The organism is Corynebacterium jamesii (genome assembly GCF_046097395.1).
Taxonomy (GTDB): Bacteria; Actinomycetota; Actinomycetes; order Mycobacteriales; family Mycobacteriaceae; genus Corynebacterium.
In genome coordinates, this window is sequence record NZ_CP175789.1 from 175,886 (window position 1) to 192,357 (window position 16,472).

Sequence of the window (16,472 nt, forward strand, 5' to 3'; positions counted from 1 at the left end):
GGTTGATTGGAAGACCTGGGCTTAGGCAGGCCCGCCCAGGAAACATCCCAGAACCAATTTCTGTTGGTTCTCCCGGCTAGTCATCCCAGCTGGGATTAGTGATTCCCTCCTGGTTGGCACGGTGTTCCACCAGCGAAAGCAGGTAATCCTGTGCTCCCTGGTATGCTTCGGCAAAACGCTCGTCGTCTACGTACATCCGTGCCAGAATCAACTGCCGCGAGGTCGTAACCTCGTACCACTGGTTAATCGTGGCGCGGTGCCGCTCCACGAGGGCTTGTGCTTCTTCGCTATCGGGGGTGACGCCACCATCTCGGGCGGCTACCAGATCCGCCACGAAGCGGTCGTGGTTGGCCTTAACCTCCTGGAAGTCGCCATCAGTCATAGAGGCCAGCTTTTCCTGAGACTGCTGGTATTCCGGGGTGTCGCCCCAACGTTCGCGAGCTTCCTCCTGGTAAGCGGGCATCTTCTCGCCGAAGTACTGCTTGATCTTGTCCATTTGTTCCATGGTGTATCCCTCCACTCGGGTTGTTGTTATCAAATCCTCGACCGCACGCAATTGGCTCTCCACCTCGTCGCGCTTGCGCGCCAAAGCTTCCCGGTGGGCGCGGAGGGCACGGTCAAGGGCAGCGTCGGAAGGCGCTTCAATCAGGTCGGGGATCTCCGCCAGCTTGAAGCCCATGTTCCGGTACAGCACAATGGCCGCGCCGATGCGCAGATTTTCCTCGGTATAGAGGCGGTAGTCGCCCAAGGTGCGCCACTGTGGGCTGAGTAGCCCAATGGAATCCCAGTGGCGCAGGGCTTTGGGCGTCACTCCCAGAAAATCTGCAGCATCACCAATCGTGTATTCGGTCATGGGCTACATCCTTTCGGTTGCCGCAACGGCAAGGTCAAGCGGAGAGATCAAGTGGCAAGGTCAAGCGGTGGAGAGGGAAAACGCGAAGTTGTTATGAATTCATCTTCATGCAACCTCGCGCTTACCTGCTGGCGATAGTTTGTGGTGGTTCAATTCTCGCAGAAAAAGGAGCACCCTCACCTTGTCTAATAATTTGTCTAATAATTCGTCTTAAGCGCCGTCTTCCAACTCGCAGCAGCCGGAAGGCCGGCAGAAGCCCAAGCAGTTTAATGTGAACCGCCGTAACTTCCTGGCGGGAACGGGAGCGTTGGGCGTCACCGCGGCGCTTGCACCGGCAGCACAGGCGCAGGCGTGGAGTTCGTCGGCTGGCTCGCTGGCCGGTTCCAGCTTTGGTCTAGGCCGCGGAAACGGCAGCAACGGCAACGACGGCAGCGACAGTAGCGGTGGCGACAACAATGGCACCGGAGCAGACATGCCGCTGAAGTTCAACGGCGACGGCAAGTTCAAGATCGTCCAGTTCAACGACACGCAAGACGATCACCTGACCGATCGCCGCACCATCGAATTCATGGGTAAAGTGCTGGACCAGGAGAAGCCGGACTTCGCGCTGATCAATGGCGATGTGATTTCCTCGGGCCCCAAGACCACCGAGCAGGCCTTCCAGGCCGTCAACAATGTGGTACTGCCGATGGAATCTCGCAAGATCCCGTGGGCCATCACCTTTGGCAACCACGACGAAGACTCGATGGAAGACGGCACCCAGGCCGACGAGATTGCGCTGCTGAACTTCGTGCGTAAGTACAAGTTCAACCTCAATGCCGCGGACGATCCGATCTACGGCGAGTCCAACGTTTCCCTGTTGGTCCAGGGCAACGCCAACCCGAACCCGGCTTTCGCTATCTGGCTACTGGATTCCGGTAACTACATTGGTGAGGAGCTAGCGGGGCAAGAGACCAAGGAGATCCCCGGCTACGACTACATCCACAGCGACCAGATCCAGTGGTACCGCGAGACCTCCCGAGCCTACGAAGAGCGCTACGGCAAGAAGGTTCCCGGCCTGATGTACTTCCACATTCCCACTTACGAGCATCGCGACATGTGGTTCGGCGGTCCTTACAACAACGGCCCCATCAAGCACAGCCAGGCGAAGAAGCGCCACAGCATTGAAGGCGTGAAGAACGAGGATGTTTATGTCGGATCCTTCAACCCGGGCATCTACTCCGCTGTCCGCGAGCGTGGCGATGTGCTGGGCATCTACTGCGGCCACGACCACATCAACACGTTTAACGGCAACTACTTCGGCGTAGAGCTGGGCTACTGTCCAGGCACCGGCTTCGGGCCATACGGCCTGCACGACGGCACCTGGTCTATGCACACCCTGCGCGGCGCCCGCGTGTTCGAGCTGGACGAGGCCGACGAGCGCGTCTACAAGTCCACCCGCCTTGTCTTTGCCAAGGAACTGGGGCTGGATATGAACCCGAAGAAGCAGCCGCTGGAGAAGCCTGCGAACCTGCCGGAGTACGTGTCCTTCGAGTAGCTCGCCCAAAGTTCGTCTGAGGAGGTTCGCCTAAGGAGTGGCAGCGCACCGGGCGCACACGTGGTGGCCAGTTAGGATAGGGGGCAATGTCCGTCAATTCCCCTGAAAACATCCTGCTGAACCTGCCCGACGAGCAGTGCGCCACCATCCGTGGCATCTTCGACGAGCTCGCAGGCCGCGGGTTCCCGCCGCAGCGCCAGACTCCGCACATCACGGTCACCTTTTCCCCAAGCATGGCTCCGCATGTTGTGGAGCGTGCTCGCGAAATTTTGCCGGGTGCTATTCCTTCCGAACTCGCACGCCGGGGCGTGGTGGTCTTCGGGACGGGCAAGAAACAGACCGTCGCGTGGCTGCTCGAAGCCACTGATGAGCTGGAAAACGCTGCCCGCGAACTCAGCGCCCTCAACCCCGACGGCCGCGGCCCGCGTTGGGTTCCACACCTCACGGTCGGCTTACGGTTGCCGCGGGATGTCGTCCCTTCTTATATTGACGCCCTGTCTCAGATCACACCGCGAGATCTAAAGTCCATCACCGCAGCTGAGGCGACGTATTGGAGGCCAAGTGTGGGGGAGCGCGTGGTACTTGCCTGATGGCTGGTGGCGGGCCGGGGGATGAGGGGGCGTCTACAAGTAAAGAGAGGAAAGAAGTGAACCCTGTCTCACTTAGGCTGCAGATGTTTGGTAAGCTGCTTCACGTAAAAATTCACGGCTGATCTAATGGGAGCCATAGACCGCAGCTAAAACCACAATTTCAGAAGAAGGTGTCTTTCACGTCCGCGTCAGCGAATAAACCGAAGAATCTACACGAAGACCCCAACGCGCAAGGGCACGCCACAGCGAAGGAGCCGGTTGTAACACCGGCTTTTGTCTTTGCATGGTTAGTAAACTTTGCCCAGTTCATGGTCTTCTACGTCCTAGTGACGACCATGGCGGGATATGCAGTTAAGGAATTCGCCGCCAACAACGCGAGCGCGGGTCTGGCCTCCAGTGCCTTCGTTATCGGCGCAACCGCCGCGCGTGTGTTCTCGGGGTTCCTCGTCGACGCAGTGGGGCGCCGCCGGGTGCTGTTCACCGCCCTGGTCATGGTGATCGTGACCTGTGCTTTCTACATTCCCGCGAGCTCGCTGGGGTTACTGATTGCCGTGCGCATCATCCACGGCATCGGCTACGCCTTCGCTAGCACCGCGGTGATGGCGGTCGCTCAATCGGTTATCCCCAACGCGCGCCGCGCGGAAGGCACCGGCTACTTTGCTTTGGGCACTACCTTGGCTACCGCGGTTGGTCCGGCGCTGGGGTTGTGGCTGGTCGGTTCCGTCGGCTACACCACCATGTTCCAGGTTGTCCTGGGGATGTCCGTCGTGGCGTTTCTGCTTTCCCTGCTGGTTCGCTCTCCGGAGCCTAAGGGTGCGGATGGGCACCACCACCAGCCGACGTTTAACCTGTCGGCTATCGTCCACCCGAAGGTCGCGCCTATTGGATTCTTTATGCTGCTGGTCGGTATCTGCTACGCAGGTGTGATCACCTACCTCAACAGCTACTCCGAGGACAACAACCTGGTCACCGGTGCGAAGTACTTCTTCCTGGCCTACGCCCTGGTTACCTTGGTGATGCGTTTTGTGCTGGGCAAAATCCAAGACCAGAAGGGTGACAACATCGTCATCTACCTGGGCCTGGTCACTTTCGCCATTGCACTGGTCATCCTGGCCTTTTCCACACAGGACTGGATGGTCATATTGGCCGGCGCGTTGACGGGCTTGGGGTACGGCTCGCTGATGCCGGCCGCACAGGCGATCTCCGTGAAGTCTGTCGAACCGCATCAGATGGGCGCGGGCATTTCTACGCTGTTCCTGCTGCTGGATGTCGGCGTGGGCTTCGGGCCGATTTTGCTGGGTATGATCGTTTCCGCCACCAGCTACCAGGCTATGTACACGATGCTGGCCGGGCTGGTCGTGGTTAGCGCCGTCGTGTACTTCCTTGTTCACGGTCGGAAGGTTAGCTAGAGTTCGCTAGAGTTCTAGTCTTCACTTCCGCATGGCGCCTGTGGGCGCTGCGGGAGCCACCGAAAGGACCCCGCCGTATGCAGCACGCCGTGAGTTTCGCGTTGGCCGATTCCGTCAACGTACTGCTCATCGGCGTGCTTTTTGCTGTCGCCGTGATGCATCCGAAGCCGCATCGTTATGCCGCCATCGCCGCAGTGTTAGTGGCAGGCGACTGGTGTGGGGTGTTTTTGCTCTCGTTGGCTGTACTGCTGCTGTTCAATGGCGTATCAGACTCTGTGCAAGCCGCCCTGGACTCGCCGATCTTCGGCCTGGTTCTCATCGCGGTGGGTCTTTTAAGTATTTTCTTGACGCTGCGCGGCGGCGATCCTTCCCCCATGATCAATCGTCTGGCGCGGCCTCTGCGCGCAGCGTCGTGGGGGACGTTCTTCTCGGGCATGGTGCTAGGAATTGTGCAGTCGGCAACGTCCGCGCCCTTCTTTGCCGGGCTGGCCTATCTGAGCACTGCGGGTATTTCGGACGCGGCGAAGTACCTGACGGTTTTCCTGTACGCCACGCTGGCGCTGAGCCTGCCAGCGCTGTCGGCCGTGGCGCTGGGAATTGTGCTCCGGCGGCCGGAGAGTGGACTGGCGCGGTTTATCGACGGGCTGCGCCATCGCAAGGAGCAAATGGTTGCACTGGCGGGATACGTCGTGGCTGCGATGCTGATCGTGCTGGGGTTGCTGAGCATCCTCTAGTACCGCCGTGCAGTCTGGGTGCTAGGCCTCGCCCAGAAACTCCATCCACGTATCCCACTCCCGCTTCGTCTGTTCCAGGCCATCATTCCAGGACTGCTCTAGACGATCCATGCGCCGCTCGGTATTGCTGACTCTCATCTTTTCCGGGTAGAAGACGAGTGCCTGGCCTTTGGATTCGAGCTCTGCGATTTTGTCGGAGGCCAGGTTGTACTTAGGCGGGCGGTCGATCATCGCTTGAGCCACGGCAGGGCGCTTGCGCAGCAGCGCGCGCACTAGCTGCGGACTGCGCAGTGCCGGGCGGACGTACCCCTTCGGCTTGGTGCGCAGCACCAGGAATTTTTCAAAGCCATCCTCGATGGCCGCATCGATCAAGAGGCCGCCGGAGGCACCGAGGGCACCATCAACATAGTCCACACCGTCGATAGTCGGCACAGGCATCAGACCCGGCAGGGTAGAGCTGGCGCGCACCTTGCGCATCAGGTCCGGAAGATCCTTCACGTCCTTGCGGCGCCAGTAGATGGTCTCGCCGTTATCTGCACGGGTTGCACCGATGCATATTTGCGAGTTGGAACGCCGGAATGTTTCCCAGTCGAATGGCAGGTCGTTGCCTGGTGCGCCGGCGGTTTCGTAGATGTACTCGGCGTTGAAGTACCCGCTACCGCGTACGAAGGACGTTAACCCGCCGGTCTTGGGGTGCCCGCCGAATTCCACGAAGGACTCACGCGCGCGCTTCCTATCACCAGAGAGGAAGTTCACGGTGTGGGAGGCTCCAGCGCTGATTCCACCAACCCAACCAAACTCGATATTGTGCTCTATCAGCTGGTCGATGCACGCGGCGGTGTAGCTGTTGCGCATTCCACCGCCCTCGAGAACAAGGGCTACATCTTTGGCAGACACGACAGTGGAGCCTCCTAGGTCGACGAGGAAGTATGAGTGCGCGCTCCGGCGCTTCTATTTACATATGTAGCGCAGTTGCTGTGTCTTTGTTGGTTGGGGGTAGACAGTTAGCGGGAGCGCAGCTTCTTTACGCCACCTACGACTGCGACGATGATCAGGCCAATGATCAGGCCGCAGAGCAAGCTAAAGCCGGTCTCTACCAGCCAGGTCACCGCACCGCCGAAATGCTCAAAGTTTTCCACAATGTGGTGCACTGTCTCGTACGGCCAGTGCAGCCCCAGTTCGTCGAAGCCCACCAGCAGAATGTGGCCACCGACCCACAGCATGGCCAGGGTGCCAATAATGCCGATCAGGGTGAGCAACTTTGGCATGCCCTGTACCAGGAACCGGCCGAACTTCTTCGTCCCGTCGCCCGCACCCTCCTTGTGCATCAGTGCCAGGCCCATGTCGTCAATCTTGATCAAGATGGCCACTAGGCCGTACACCGCGAAAGTCACAATCAGGCCAACAATGATGAGAACTAGTGCACGGGTGAGCAGGGGCTCGGGGGCGACCTCGTTAAGGGAGATCACCATGATTTCGGCGGAAAGGATGAGGTCCGTGAAGATCGCACCGCGCACCATCGCATCCTCGGACTGGTCTTCGCCCCCGTCTGTTTCTTCGCCCTTGGTTCCGGCCTCGCCTTCGTCTTCCTCATGGGTGCCGTGCCCACCCAACCCGAGTTTCTCAACGATCTTCTCGGCGCCTTCGTAGGAAAGATAAAAGCCACCGAGCATCAGCAAGGGGGTCAGCGCGCTGGGCAGTAACCAGCTCAGCAGCAGGATGATCGGGAGGATAATGATCAGCTTGTTGACGAGGCTGCCCTTGGTGATCTTCCAAATGATCGGCAGCTCGCGCGCCGGGCTCGCCCCGGAGACGAACTTCGGGGTGACGGCAGCATCATCAATAACAACCCCAGCCGCCTTCGTTGAGGTGCGGCCCGCCATAGCAGCGACGTCATCCGCCGTGGCCGCGGTCTTCTTCGCGATAAGGGCAATATCGTCTAACAGTGCCGCTAGGCCAGCTGCCATGGGGTTCTCTCTTCTCTGTTGGGGGTTAGCTCGATCGGTTCTCGGCGTGTGCGTCGAGTGCCTCGGCGATGGGGGTTTCGCCGTTGTTGAACTCGATAAAGTGGCCAACCAGGTTCGGTCGATCCACAACTTCGGCGATAACGGTGGCGACGTCGGCGCGGGAGACCTGGCTGGACTTCAGCGCGTCGTCGCCGTTGGCGGTGCCATTCGCCTTCGGCGCGCGTGTCTCGATCTTAGCGGTCGGCTCGTCCAACGTCAGGGCAGACGGGCCGACGAGGGTCCACTGAGTTGCAGATGCGCGCAAGTGGTCGTCTGCCGCTGCCTTGGCCTCGCAGTAGGTGAACATGGAGTGATCCTCCGGCACACCGTGGTCTGCGCGGGAGTTGAAGTAGCTGACCATGATGTAACGCTTGGTGCCCGCACCGTCGATAGAGCGGATCGCTGCATCGCGATCCACGCGCAGGGTACGCGCGTCGTCCCCGCCGCCTACGCCCGCGGACCAGATAATAACGTCCTGATCTGCGAACAGCTTCTCAAACCCAGCGACATCCAGCTGCTCGATATCCTGCACCACGGCCTGTGCGCCGGTGGCCTCCACGTCTGCCACGTGGTCGGGGTTGCGCACCACGGACGTTACCGTGTGGCCAGCTTCCACGATCTGCGGTGCTGCCTTCAGCGCCACCTTGCCGTGGCCACCGAGGATCATAACGTTTTGAGCATTCTGAGCGTTGGACATGTAGTGCCTCCTTGAGGGAATTGCTTGAGTTAGCTCTAGTTGCCCTCAACGGTACGGAAGCACGAGGTATTCCAGCCCTAGTCGGCCTTCTTTGCCGCCAGCGGGCCGATGCTTCCGGCACCGATACACACGTAATCACCGTGAGCGCGCCCCTGCGTTGTGCCCTGCGCGCCATTGGTTGTTTCTGCGCGGACCAGCAGGATTCCACCTCCGCCGGAGACCCGCACCCAACGGGGCTTCAGCTCGGTATTGACGTGTGCCTCCACTGCACGCCCCTCGGTCCGCTCGGCTTCTTCCAGACCGTTGGGGGTGGTGATGGTAAGTGTCATGTCAGTGCTTGCGGTCGCGTTGAGCTGCCAGGTCCAATCGCCGAACGGTAGGGCCTTATCCAGCACAATGGCCTGGGACTGCCCTGCGGCGATGCGCACCCCACACTCCGGTTCTTTACCAGGGGTACTTGTTGCGGACGCCACCACTTCCGCATCCACAATCTGCCCCGATTCGTCAATAATCTGTGGCGGTTGATCTACCTGCGTGACGGCGGGCTGGCCTGTCAGCGTGGAGATGCTGTCATAGGGGTGCACCACAGGGGTGAGGATATCCAGCGGAGCGGGTTGTTCCAGCAGCTGCGGGGGATCCTCTGGTCCGTCCAGCTGCGTGGAGGCGCGTAGGTTGGCTAAGTATTCGGCTGTCCGGTCGTTGCTCCAGGCACCCACCCAGGTGTACGTCGAGGTGAGGCTAATGGCAATAGCCGCGAGGATCGCACCTGCCCCGACCCACCGAGGAGGCCGGGCTGCGGCGCGGAGGGTGGGGCGGTAGGCGGCGTGGGGGCGTCTATAAGAAAAGGCGCAACAACCTACGACAAGGACGGCGAAGGTGAACCAGTCCGCAAAGTAGTGCATGGAACTCAGCAGCAGCCCCGCAGTGCCGGAGCCACTGCGGGCACGGCTGAGCAGCGCGTAAATAATCGCGAGGTAGCCCAGAATTGCGAGCAGGCCGAGCGCACGGCGGCGAATGTCGCGGCGCAGCCAGAATGCCGCGGCGACGAGGAGTAAGACCGCGCTGACCACGCCCCACCACGTCGGGGCAGTGGCGAAAGCGCTGGACGGTGACCATCGATCCCAGGCCACAGGACCGCCCAACGCGCCGGGCAGTACGGCAGTGAGCAGGCTATTAGGCAGAGCCGACCACAGTGACTGCTGATCCGACGAGCCCGTGGGCAAGGGAGAAAGGGTGAGGAAAAGCAGCGACCAGGCGACGAACAGAGCGCCAGGGGCGGCGAAGAAACGAGCGATGCGAGGCCGGGGGAGGCCGGAGAGCAGTGCAAGGGCGAGGGCGGCCGGGACGATGGTGAGGGCTTTCTCTGTGAAAAGCAGCGCGCCCAGCAGTACCGCAGTAGCAATAAGGGAGTGGCGGAGCCGGCCGGCGAGCACACAGAGCAGGAAGCCCGCCATGCCGATCTGCCAGGCCAGGGCGTTGAGGGCGGCGGACCACCAACCGGCGGCGTCCATTAAGAAGGGGCTAAACAAAAAAGCGGCGTAAAGGCCCAGGGTGGTCAGCGAGCGGCCGGCGAGGCGCACGCACACGAGCGCCCAGAGGGCGGCGGCGACGGCGCTGAGAAGCATGATGAAACAGGCGGGGAGCCACCAGTTCAGGGGTGCTATGCGGTGTGCTAACACCTGGGTGAGCGCCGAGGCGGGCATGAGGTGCCCATCGTAGCTGGCGAAGTAACCTCCAAATGAGGCGCCACGGAAAGTGGCGGGGATGAGGAAATCATCCCAATAGAACGTTCGCTGGCTGAGTTGGAGCGCGCGGGTGATGAGGGCGAGGAGGGCAACCGCGACGAGCAGAGCGGTGAATCGGCGGGATGGCTTGTGGGCAGAAAGCACAGTGTAGTGAGATGCGGCGCTACTGGCCAGCCTTGTCGTCACCCCTATTATCCAGACCGACGGGTTGGACGGATAGGTACTCGACATCCCCGGAGCAGCCCTCCAGGTTCTTCATCGGTACGTATGCGGCCTTAGTTTGCTCTGGCGGGTAAACGCGCAGACCGTCAGCCTTCTGCGACTTGCATTCCTGGGGATCCAGTACGCCGGTCTTGGTGATCTTTACGCCGGCGATGGCGGATGCGCCAGGGTCGAGCTTTACGGTTTTGCTCGGCACGCCATCTTCGCGCTGCGCGGGCTTGCCCAGCTGGGTGCCGTTATGGTTCGTGACCATGGACACGCCTGGGAAGCCGCGCATCGAGCACGGTGTAGAGGAGGTGTTTTCAAAGACGACATTCACCAGGGTGGATCCGGCCGCACCCTGCAGACCGGTGGTCGTGATCTCCAGGTCGTTGGTGGCGCACATGCCGCCCTTGTCTACGGCGCCGTCGTCGGTTTTGCTGCCGGTGCTGCCGGTGCTGGCGGTATCTCGGTCGGCGAGGGTCTGGGCGGAGGTGTCTTCGCTAGAGGTGCTCTCGGTGGATGCAGCCTCGGTGGGCGCTGCGCCGTCATCCTCGCAGGCGCTCAACGTCAGCGCGGTGCCCGCGAGCAACAGGGCAGTGGCGCCCGCGGCAAAGGTGGAGCGTGGGGCGCGGGATCGGGGCGTGGCCGGGTGGCGGCGTAGGCTCATCATGGTTACAACTGTAAACGTAAGGTGCACATGTGGCCAATGAGATTGGCATATTGTTACCGAAAGGTAAGCGGACAGTAATCCCGCCGCGTCTAGGGCGGGAGGGTGGGATGCAAAGTTCTTTATGTATTTATGGCTTTCAATCACCGAATGGCCGAAGCGCATTACACTCGGAGGGAAAGAACGTTCTCAACTTCATTGCTAGAGAGGCGAAGAATTAACCATGGGCTTCAACCCTGATTTCGAACCATTCCGTCTGCCCGACGAGTACCTCGCCCTGCGCGAGGCTATCCGCGACCTGGCTGAGCAGCAGATCGCGCCCTACGCCAAGGACGTTGACGAAAACGAGCGTTTCCCGCAGGAGGCCCTGGATGCCCTGAACGCTGCGGGCTTCAACGCCATCCACGTGCCAGAAGAGTACGGCGGACAGGGGGGCGATTCCCTCGCAGCCGTTATCGTCATCGAAGAGGTAGCCCGCGTTTGTGGGTCTTCCTCCCTGATTCCAGCGGTGAACAAGTTGGGCACCATGGGGTTGATCCTGCAGGGGTCCGATGAGCTGAAGAAGGAAGTTCTGCCGGACATTGCTAACGGTGCTCTTGCCTCTTACGCACTCACGGAGCGCGAGGCTGGTTCGGACGCCGCAGCGATGAAGACCCGCGCTGTCCGCGACGGCGACGAGTGGGTCATTAACGGTTCCAAGTGCTTCATCACCAACGGTGGTAAGTCCACCTGGTACACCGTCATGGCCGTGACCGATCCGGAGGCTGGCGCTCGTGGCATCTCCGCGTTCATGGTGCACAAGGACGACCCGGGGTTCAGTGTTTCGGGTTACGAGCACAAGCTGGGCATCAAGGGCTCCCCGACGGCCGAGCTGCTATTCGAGGACTGCCGCGTTCCGGCTTCCCGCATGATTAACGAGGAGGGCACCGGCTTCAAGACCGCCCTGCAGACCCTGGACCACACTCGTCCGACCATCGGCGCGCAGGCGCTGGGTATCGCGCAGGGTGCATTTGATCAGGCCGTGGCTTATGTGAAGGAGCGCAAGCAGTTCGGCAAGGCGATCGCCGACTTCCAGAACACCCAGTTCATGCTGGCGGATATGAAGATGAAGATCGACGCCGCACGCCTGATGATTTACACCGCTGCCTCCAACGCAGAGCGTGGCGTGGCTGAGGATGGCGCCAAGCTGGGCCTCATGGCTGCAGGCTCCAAGGCATTTGCTTCCGACGTGGCCATGGAGGTCACGGTGGACGCGGTTCAGCTGCTCGGCGGCTACGGCTTTACCCGCGACTTCCCGCTGGAGCGCATGATGCGCGACGCGAAGATCACCCAGATCTACGAAGGCACCAACCAGATCTGCCGCATGGTGATGGGCCGCCAGATCTTGGGTTAGTAAAAGCTCACGATCGATATAACGAGGGCCAGACGAATAACGTACACCCCGCACAGGTCGGTGAGTAGGGCTCGAAGCGATGGAAATAACCGGGGTCGAACTCTCAGAGTGCTTCCAGCTCATTGAAGCTTGAAGTTCTATTCGGGGGGGGGCGAAAAACCACCCCCTGAGCATTTGCTTAGAAAAAGGTTAAACAATGGTTTACCTTTACAGCATGATGAAAAAAGTTGTGGTGGCCGCGCTGTCGGTCAGCCTGATCATGGGAGGTATCTCCCCGGTCGCGGCGCAAGAAAATTCCGTGGTTTCTGAAGGACTTTCCTCATCGGGGTCGAGCGCTTCTGATCGGACAAACGCAGAGAGCAACGACTCGGAGTCTGAAGCCGCTGGAGGTCAGTCTTCCTCCGAAGATCCAACAAACGTTGAGCTAAGCGCAACGCCGGTTGGGTCTACTGACCTGAAGACGGTTATTGGCGCGATTGTCGGAACCCTCGCGGTGGGTGCACTTATTGCCGCTGGTTTAAATTGGGCAGTTCAGTCACGCATCATCCCCAACCCCTTCCCAGGGCTAATCCCCAATCCGCCTGCACCTCCAGCTCCGGTAAAGAAGGCGCCGGCAAAGCCTGCTCCGAAGCCTGCGCCGGCAAAGAAGCCTGCTCCGAAGCCTGCGCCGGCACAGAAGCCTGTTGTTGCGAAGCCCGCACCGGTTAAACGTCCAGCCCCAGCAAAGCGCCCGGCTCCTGTACGCCCGCAAAACGTGTACTACGCAAATTGCAAGGATGTGTGGAATCGCTTGGGCCGTCCGATCTACCAGCGAGATGCAGGTTTCTCTGGCCGTTTCGACCGTGACGGCGACGGCGTGGGCTGCGAAAAGCGTCCAAACTATTAGTCAGCCGTAGCTCTCATTACCTGTGTCGGGTGGTGAGAGTCTTTTGGTGTTTCGGATAGCTGAGGCAGTGCGTCAAAGACTCACGCCATGGGCTGTTAGCCAATCGGCCACGCAGCCGTGTTCGTGTAACCCGTCAAGCAGACGCTGGGTGGACTCCAACGCCCTGCGTGCCTCTTCGGCGGATATGTAACCCGCCAGGAGCGCTTCACCTAACTCGTCCAGGTCCAAGACCTGGACTTTTTGGTGTGCGGAGGCTCCGAGGGTGTGCGTCACCACATCGACGTAAAGGTCGCGGGTGTGCCAGGTTGCTGGGGTGGTGGCGTCATTAATGTCGATAAAGGCGATGTCGATGTAGAAATCCTGCGTCGGCTCGATGCCGTCGAAAAAATGAAATTTGTTGAGGCGGATATCTAGGTGGGTGACGAGCCACGACTCGAGGTAGTGGAAGCGTGGGTGGCCGGGGGTGGGGCGGCGCATGTAGAGCACCGGGTGGGGTGTTGTCGTGGAAGATTGCGCGGTAGATAGTTCATAGGCATCGACGGAACGTTCGTATCCCTTTGGGTCGATGTTGATCCTGCGGGCGATGTCGAAAGTCTCTTGCTTTACTCTGTGTAGATCAGCCATGGCTTTGGAGGGGACGTTGTGGGGATATGAAAAAAGCCGCGCGGAGGGCGCGGCCATGAGGGGTGGGAACCCAGATTGTCTAGGTCTAAGCTCTTAGACGTGCAGCAGCGCTGCGGTCGGCAGGAAGTTGCAGTTGGAGTTGCCGGATTCCTTCTCGTGGGTGGTCACGCCACCTTCCAGTAGGGCGATAACGGTGCCCTTGCCGGTCTTGGCAACACCGTTGACGGTGGCTGGTCCCTTGGGGTTGATGCCGGTAAAGCCCAGCGGGGTGCGGCCGATCTTGCCGGTGTTGATGTTGATCCAGTGGACGTTCATCGCGGTGGTCTGCTTCTTGGCCACGGTGCCGGTGCCCATGGCGGTAAAGACGAAGTTGATCTCGCCCGGACCGATGCCCGGCAGCGGGAGCTTAGCTGGGCCGGGCACGCCCATAGCGGTACCGACGGCCTTGTTCTTGCCGCCGATGCACTTGCCAGAAACGGTGGGCCAGCCGAACTGAGTAAATACCGGAGCGTTCTTCGGAACCTCAACGCCCGGCTTGCCGTCGCCACGGAAGAAGCCGACCAGCTTCTTGAGGGAAGCCTTGACGTTCGGCGGCAGTTGCGGGTTGTTGGCGAAGGCCTCGATCTGATCCAGGACGTGTGGCGCGGGGCGACCCAGGTGGTCGATGGAGCCCTGAACCTGGGCGCCGGCAGTTGCAGGGGCCACCACGGTCGGGACTGCCAGTGCGCAGGCAGTGGTCAGTGCAGCGGCGGCACGGGTCAAGCGTCGAGAGAAAGCCACGGTGAACCTTTCGGGTTTTGTGTTGTCGTTTCTTGTATGTGATGCGACTAATGCGTCTATAAACAGAGGATGGCAACCACATTAGTCACATCAGTAACATTTGTCACGCAGGTAACATTGATTGGAAACCTTTTGTAAACAATAACACCGGCCGGGGAGCATGTCTCAAGGTTGTGGGAAAAACTTCTTCGCGCCCTTTGCGTTATTGTGGGGAATCAAAGGAGTAGGCTATGAAGGGTTCCCTTGAACCCTGATTGCAGGAGCTGCTTCCAGCGTAATCCGGTGCTACCTATGCGCCCGATGCTCCCGAAGTGCCTACCGCGCACATCGAACTTGAACCCAAGACCCCAAATAAAGGAAAGCTCGGATCTGTGTCTTTGACTGAATTCCGCAATGTCGCCATCGTCGCGCACGTCGACCACGGCAAGACCACCCTCGTCGACGCCATGCTGCACCAGTCCGGCGCCTTCTCTTCGCACGGCGAGGTTGAAGAGCGCGTGATGGACTCTGGCGACCTGGAAAAGGAAAAGGGCATTACGATCCTGGCGAAGAACACCGCCATCCACCGTAAGGGCCTGGGCAAAGAGGGCAGCGACCTGATCATTAATGTGATCGACACGCCCGGCCACGCCGACTTCGGCGGTGAGGTCGAGCGCGCTTTGTCCATGGTCGATGGTGTGGTTCTTCTTGTAGACGCCTCCGAGGGGCCACTGCCGCAGACCCGCTTCGTACTGGGTAAAGCCTTGGCTGCGAAGATGCCGGTGATCATCTGTGTGAACAAGACCGACCGTCCGGATGCCCGTATTGACGAGGTTGTCGAAGAATCCCAGGATCTGCTGCTGGAACTCGCCTCCACGCTGGAGGACGACGAGGCTGCAGAGGCTGCCGAACAGTTGCTAGACCTGCCGGTACTGTACACCTCCGGCCGCGAGGGCAAGGCCTCCACTGAGAACCCGGGTAACGGCAACGTCCCGGATTCCGAGGACCTGCAGCCGCTGTTCGACGTTCTCTACGACGTTCTGCCGGAGCCGTCCGCCGACGTGGACGGCCCACTGCAGGCGCACGTTACTAACCTGGACTCCTCTTCCTTCCTGGGACGCATTGGCTTGGTTCGAATCCACGCTGGTCGCCTGCGCAAGGGCCAGCAGGTCGCGTGGATTCACTACGACGAGGACGGCAACGAGCACACCAAGACCGCCAAGATCGCAGAGCTGCTGCGCACCGAGGGGGTGACCCGCGTGCCGGCCGACGAGATGATCGCCGGCGACATCGCCGCCATCTCCGGCATCGAGGACATCATGATCGGCGATACCCTGGCGGATCCGGAAAACCCGGTCGCCCTGCCGCGCATCACCGTCGACGAGCCTGCGATCTCCATGACTATCGGTGTGAACACCTCCCCAATGGCTGGCCGTGGCGGCGGCGACAAGCTGACCGCCCGTATGGTCAAGGCTCGCCTGGACCAAGAGCTGATCGGTAACGTCTCCCTGCGCGTGCTGCCCACCGAGCGTCCGGATGCCTGGGAAGTTCAGGGTCGTGGCGAGATGGCTCTATCCGTGCTGGTGGAAACCATGCGCCGTGAGGGCTTTGAGCTGACCGTCGGCAAGCCGCAGGTGGTCACCCGCAACATCGACGGCACCGTCCACGAGCCCTTCGAGAACTTGGTTATCGACGTTCCCGAGGAGCACCTGGGTGCCGTTACTCAGCTGCTGGCCGCCCGCAAGGGTCGTATGGAATCCATGGATAACACCGGCACTGGCTGGATCCGCATGAAGTTCATCGTCCCGGCCCGTGGCCTGATTGGCTTCCGCACCGTCTTCATGACCGAGACCCGCGGCACCGGCATCGCCAACAGCTACTCCGCTGGTTACGAGCCGTGGGCTGGCGAGATCAAGGGTCGTGCGTCTGGCTCCCTGGTCGCCGACCGCTCGGGCCAGATCACCGCATACGCGCTAATCCAGCTGGCAGACCGCGGTACCTTCTTCGTCGAGCCGGGCGCAGAAGCCTACGAGGGCATGGTCGTCGGCGCGAACAACCGCGACGAGGACATGGACATCAACATCACCAAGGAAAAGAAGCTGACGAACATGCGTTCGGCCACGGCGGAATCCACGGTGACCCTGGCCAAGGCCCGCACCCTGACTCTGGAAGAGGCTATGGAGTTCTGTGGTTTCGACGAGTGCGTTGAGGTGACCCCGGAAGTTGTCCGCGTACGCAAGGTGATCCTGAACGCCACCGATCGTGCCCGCGCCCGTTCCCGCGAGAAGCAGCGCAACAACAACTCATAAAAGTTGGCTTTGTTCCCGATCTTTTCCCCGCCCACCTCGTCGGCGCACCGTTCACCCAA

General features: G+C 60.6%; 15 protein-coding genes. 7 read left to right on the top strand and 8 right to left on the bottom strand.

From position 1 onward, the window contains the following. Nucleotides 1–76: 76 nt before the first annotated feature. Complete coding sequence (locus ACKFRT_RS00860) at nucleotides 77–853, bottom strand: MerR family transcriptional regulator (RefSeq protein ID WP_408925413.1); 777 nt, start codon at nucleotides 851–853, stop codon at nucleotides 77–79. Nucleotides 854–1,124: 271 nt separating this feature from the next. On the opposite strand from ACKFRT_RS00860, the gene ACKFRT_RS00865 reads away from it, so the two are divergent. The 4 genes from ACKFRT_RS00865 to ACKFRT_RS00880 all read left to right on the top strand — a co-directional run bounded on the left by ACKFRT_RS00865 (nucleotide 1,125) and on the right by ACKFRT_RS00880 (nucleotide 5,123). Next, the gene (locus ACKFRT_RS00865) at nucleotides 1,125–2,390 is read left to right on the top strand and encodes a metallophosphoesterase family protein (RefSeq protein ID WP_408925414.1); all 1,266 of its coding nucleotides are present in this window, start codon (nucleotides 1,125–1,127) and stop codon (nucleotides 2,388–2,390) included. 86 nt (nucleotides 2,391–2,476) lie between these two features. Then, nucleotides 2,477–2,980 (top strand): 2'-5' RNA ligase family protein, encoded by a 504-nt coding sequence (locus ACKFRT_RS00870; protein ID WP_408925415.1) that lies wholly within the window; start codon nucleotides 2,477–2,479, stop codon nucleotides 2,978–2,980. A gap of 170 nt (nucleotides 2,981–3,150) precedes the next feature. Further along, a complete protein-coding gene (locus ACKFRT_RS00875; protein ID WP_408925416.1) occupies nucleotides 3,151–4,389 on the top strand; it encodes an MFS transporter in 1,239 nt (412 codons plus the stop codon). A gap of 77 nt (nucleotides 4,390–4,466) precedes the next feature. Further along, nucleotides 4,467–5,123 (top strand): hypothetical protein, encoded by a 657-nt coding sequence (locus tag ACKFRT_RS00880; protein WP_408925417.1) that lies wholly within the window; start codon nucleotides 4,467–4,469, stop codon nucleotides 5,121–5,123. A 21-nt stretch (nucleotides 5,124–5,144) separates the two neighbouring features. Here ACKFRT_RS00880 and ACKFRT_RS00885 read toward each other — a convergent pair whose 3' ends face one another. The 5 genes from ACKFRT_RS00885 to ACKFRT_RS00905 form a co-directional block, all read right to left on the bottom strand. Then, nucleotides 5,145–6,020: a patatin family protein gene (locus tag ACKFRT_RS00885; protein WP_408925418.1), complete on the bottom strand. Its 876-nt coding sequence runs from the start codon at nucleotides 6,018–6,020 to the stop codon at nucleotides 5,145–5,147. A 107-nt stretch (nucleotides 6,021–6,127) separates the two neighbouring features. Beyond that, the gene (locus ACKFRT_RS00890; protein WP_408925419.1) at nucleotides 6,128–7,090 is read right to left on the bottom strand and encodes a DUF808 domain-containing protein; all 963 of its coding nucleotides are present in this window, start codon (nucleotides 7,088–7,090) and stop codon (nucleotides 6,128–6,130) included. A gap of 25 nt (nucleotides 7,091–7,115) precedes the next feature. Beyond that, nucleotides 7,116–7,826: an SDR family oxidoreductase gene (locus tag ACKFRT_RS00895; protein WP_408925420.1), complete on the bottom strand. Its 711-nt coding sequence runs from the start codon at nucleotides 7,824–7,826 to the stop codon at nucleotides 7,116–7,118. A 77-nt stretch (nucleotides 7,827–7,903) separates the two neighbouring features. Then, nucleotides 7,904–9,757: a hypothetical protein gene (locus ACKFRT_RS00900; protein WP_408925421.1), complete on the bottom strand. Its 1,854-nt coding sequence runs from the start codon at nucleotides 9,755–9,757 to the stop codon at nucleotides 7,904–7,906. After that, the gene (locus ACKFRT_RS00905; RefSeq protein WP_408925422.1) at nucleotides 9,735–10,445 is read right to left on the bottom strand and encodes a DUF4232 domain-containing protein; all 711 of its coding nucleotides are present in this window, start codon (nucleotides 10,443–10,445) and stop codon (nucleotides 9,735–9,737) included. Before ACKFRT_RS00905 ends, ACKFRT_RS00900 begins: the two co-directional genes overlap by 23 nt. A 220-nt stretch (nucleotides 10,446–10,665) precedes the next feature. Between ACKFRT_RS00905 and ACKFRT_RS00910 the strand changes: the two genes are divergently transcribed. Together ACKFRT_RS00910 and ACKFRT_RS00915 are read left to right on the top strand one after the other, a co-directional pair. Then, the gene (locus tag ACKFRT_RS00910; RefSeq protein ID WP_408925423.1) at nucleotides 10,666–11,835 is read left to right on the top strand and encodes an acyl-CoA dehydrogenase family protein; all 1,170 of its coding nucleotides are present in this window, start codon (nucleotides 10,666–10,668) and stop codon (nucleotides 11,833–11,835) included. A gap of 214 nt (nucleotides 11,836–12,049) precedes the next feature. Further along, the gene (locus ACKFRT_RS00915) at nucleotides 12,050–12,721 is read left to right on the top strand and encodes an excalibur calcium-binding domain-containing protein (protein WP_408925424.1); all 672 of its coding nucleotides are present in this window, start codon (nucleotides 12,050–12,052) and stop codon (nucleotides 12,719–12,721) included. Between the two features lie 72 nt (nucleotides 12,722–12,793). Here the strand turns inward: ACKFRT_RS00915 and ACKFRT_RS00920 are convergent, their stop codons facing one another. Together ACKFRT_RS00920 and ACKFRT_RS00925 are read right to left on the bottom strand one after the other, a co-directional pair. Beyond that, the gene (locus tag ACKFRT_RS00920; protein ID WP_408925425.1) at nucleotides 12,794–13,345 is read right to left on the bottom strand and encodes a DUF402 domain-containing protein; all 552 of its coding nucleotides are present in this window, start codon (nucleotides 13,343–13,345) and stop codon (nucleotides 12,794–12,796) included. 93 nt (nucleotides 13,346–13,438) lie between these two features. After that, complete coding sequence (locus ACKFRT_RS00925) at nucleotides 13,439–14,125, bottom strand: hypothetical protein (protein ID WP_408925426.1); 687 nt, start codon at nucleotides 14,123–14,125, stop codon at nucleotides 13,439–13,441. 371 nt (nucleotides 14,126–14,496) lie between these two features. Here ACKFRT_RS00925 and typA point away from each other — a divergent pair, with 371 nt between their 5' ends. Next, nucleotides 14,497–16,413, top strand: a complete 1,917-nt coding sequence (typA, locus tag ACKFRT_RS00930) for a translational GTPase TypA (RefSeq protein ID WP_408925427.1) — start codon at nucleotides 14,497–14,499, stop codon at nucleotides 16,411–16,413. Nucleotides 16,414–16,472: the final 59 nt, after the last annotated feature.

What these genes read in the sequence shown, in the direction of transcription:
- ACKFRT_RS00905 (WP_408925422.1), bottom strand. Translation starts at nt 10,445, where the DNA reads ATGATGAGCCTACGCCGCCACCCGGCCACGCCCCGATCCCGCGCCCCA.
- ACKFRT_RS00890 (WP_408925419.1), bottom strand. Translation starts at nt 7,090, where the DNA reads ATGGCAGCTGGCCTAGCGGCACTGTTAGACGATATTGCCCTTATCGCG.
- ACKFRT_RS00860 (WP_408925413.1), bottom strand. Translation starts at nt 853, where the DNA reads ATGACCGAATACACGATTGGTGATGCTGCAGATTTTCTGGGAGTGACG.
- ACKFRT_RS00895 (WP_408925420.1), bottom strand. Translation starts at nt 7,826, where the DNA reads ATGTCCAACGCTCAGAATGCTCAAAACGTTATGATCCTCGGTGGCCAC.
- ACKFRT_RS00920 (WP_408925425.1), bottom strand. Translation starts at nt 13,345, where the DNA reads ATGGCTGATCTACACAGAGTAAAGCAAGAGACTTTCGACATCGCCCGC.
- ACKFRT_RS00880 (WP_408925417.1), top strand. Translation starts at nt 4,467, where the DNA reads ATGCAGCACGCCGTGAGTTTCGCGTTGGCCGATTCCGTCAACGTACTG.
- ACKFRT_RS00870 (WP_408925415.1), top strand. Translation starts at nt 2,477, where the DNA reads ATGTCCGTCAATTCCCCTGAAAACATCCTGCTGAACCTGCCCGACGAG.
- ACKFRT_RS00915 (WP_408925424.1), top strand. Translation starts at nt 12,050, where the DNA reads ATGATGAAAAAAGTTGTGGTGGCCGCGCTGTCGGTCAGCCTGATCATG.
- ACKFRT_RS00910 (WP_408925423.1), top strand. Translation starts at nt 10,666, where the DNA reads ATGGGCTTCAACCCTGATTTCGAACCATTCCGTCTGCCCGACGAGTAC.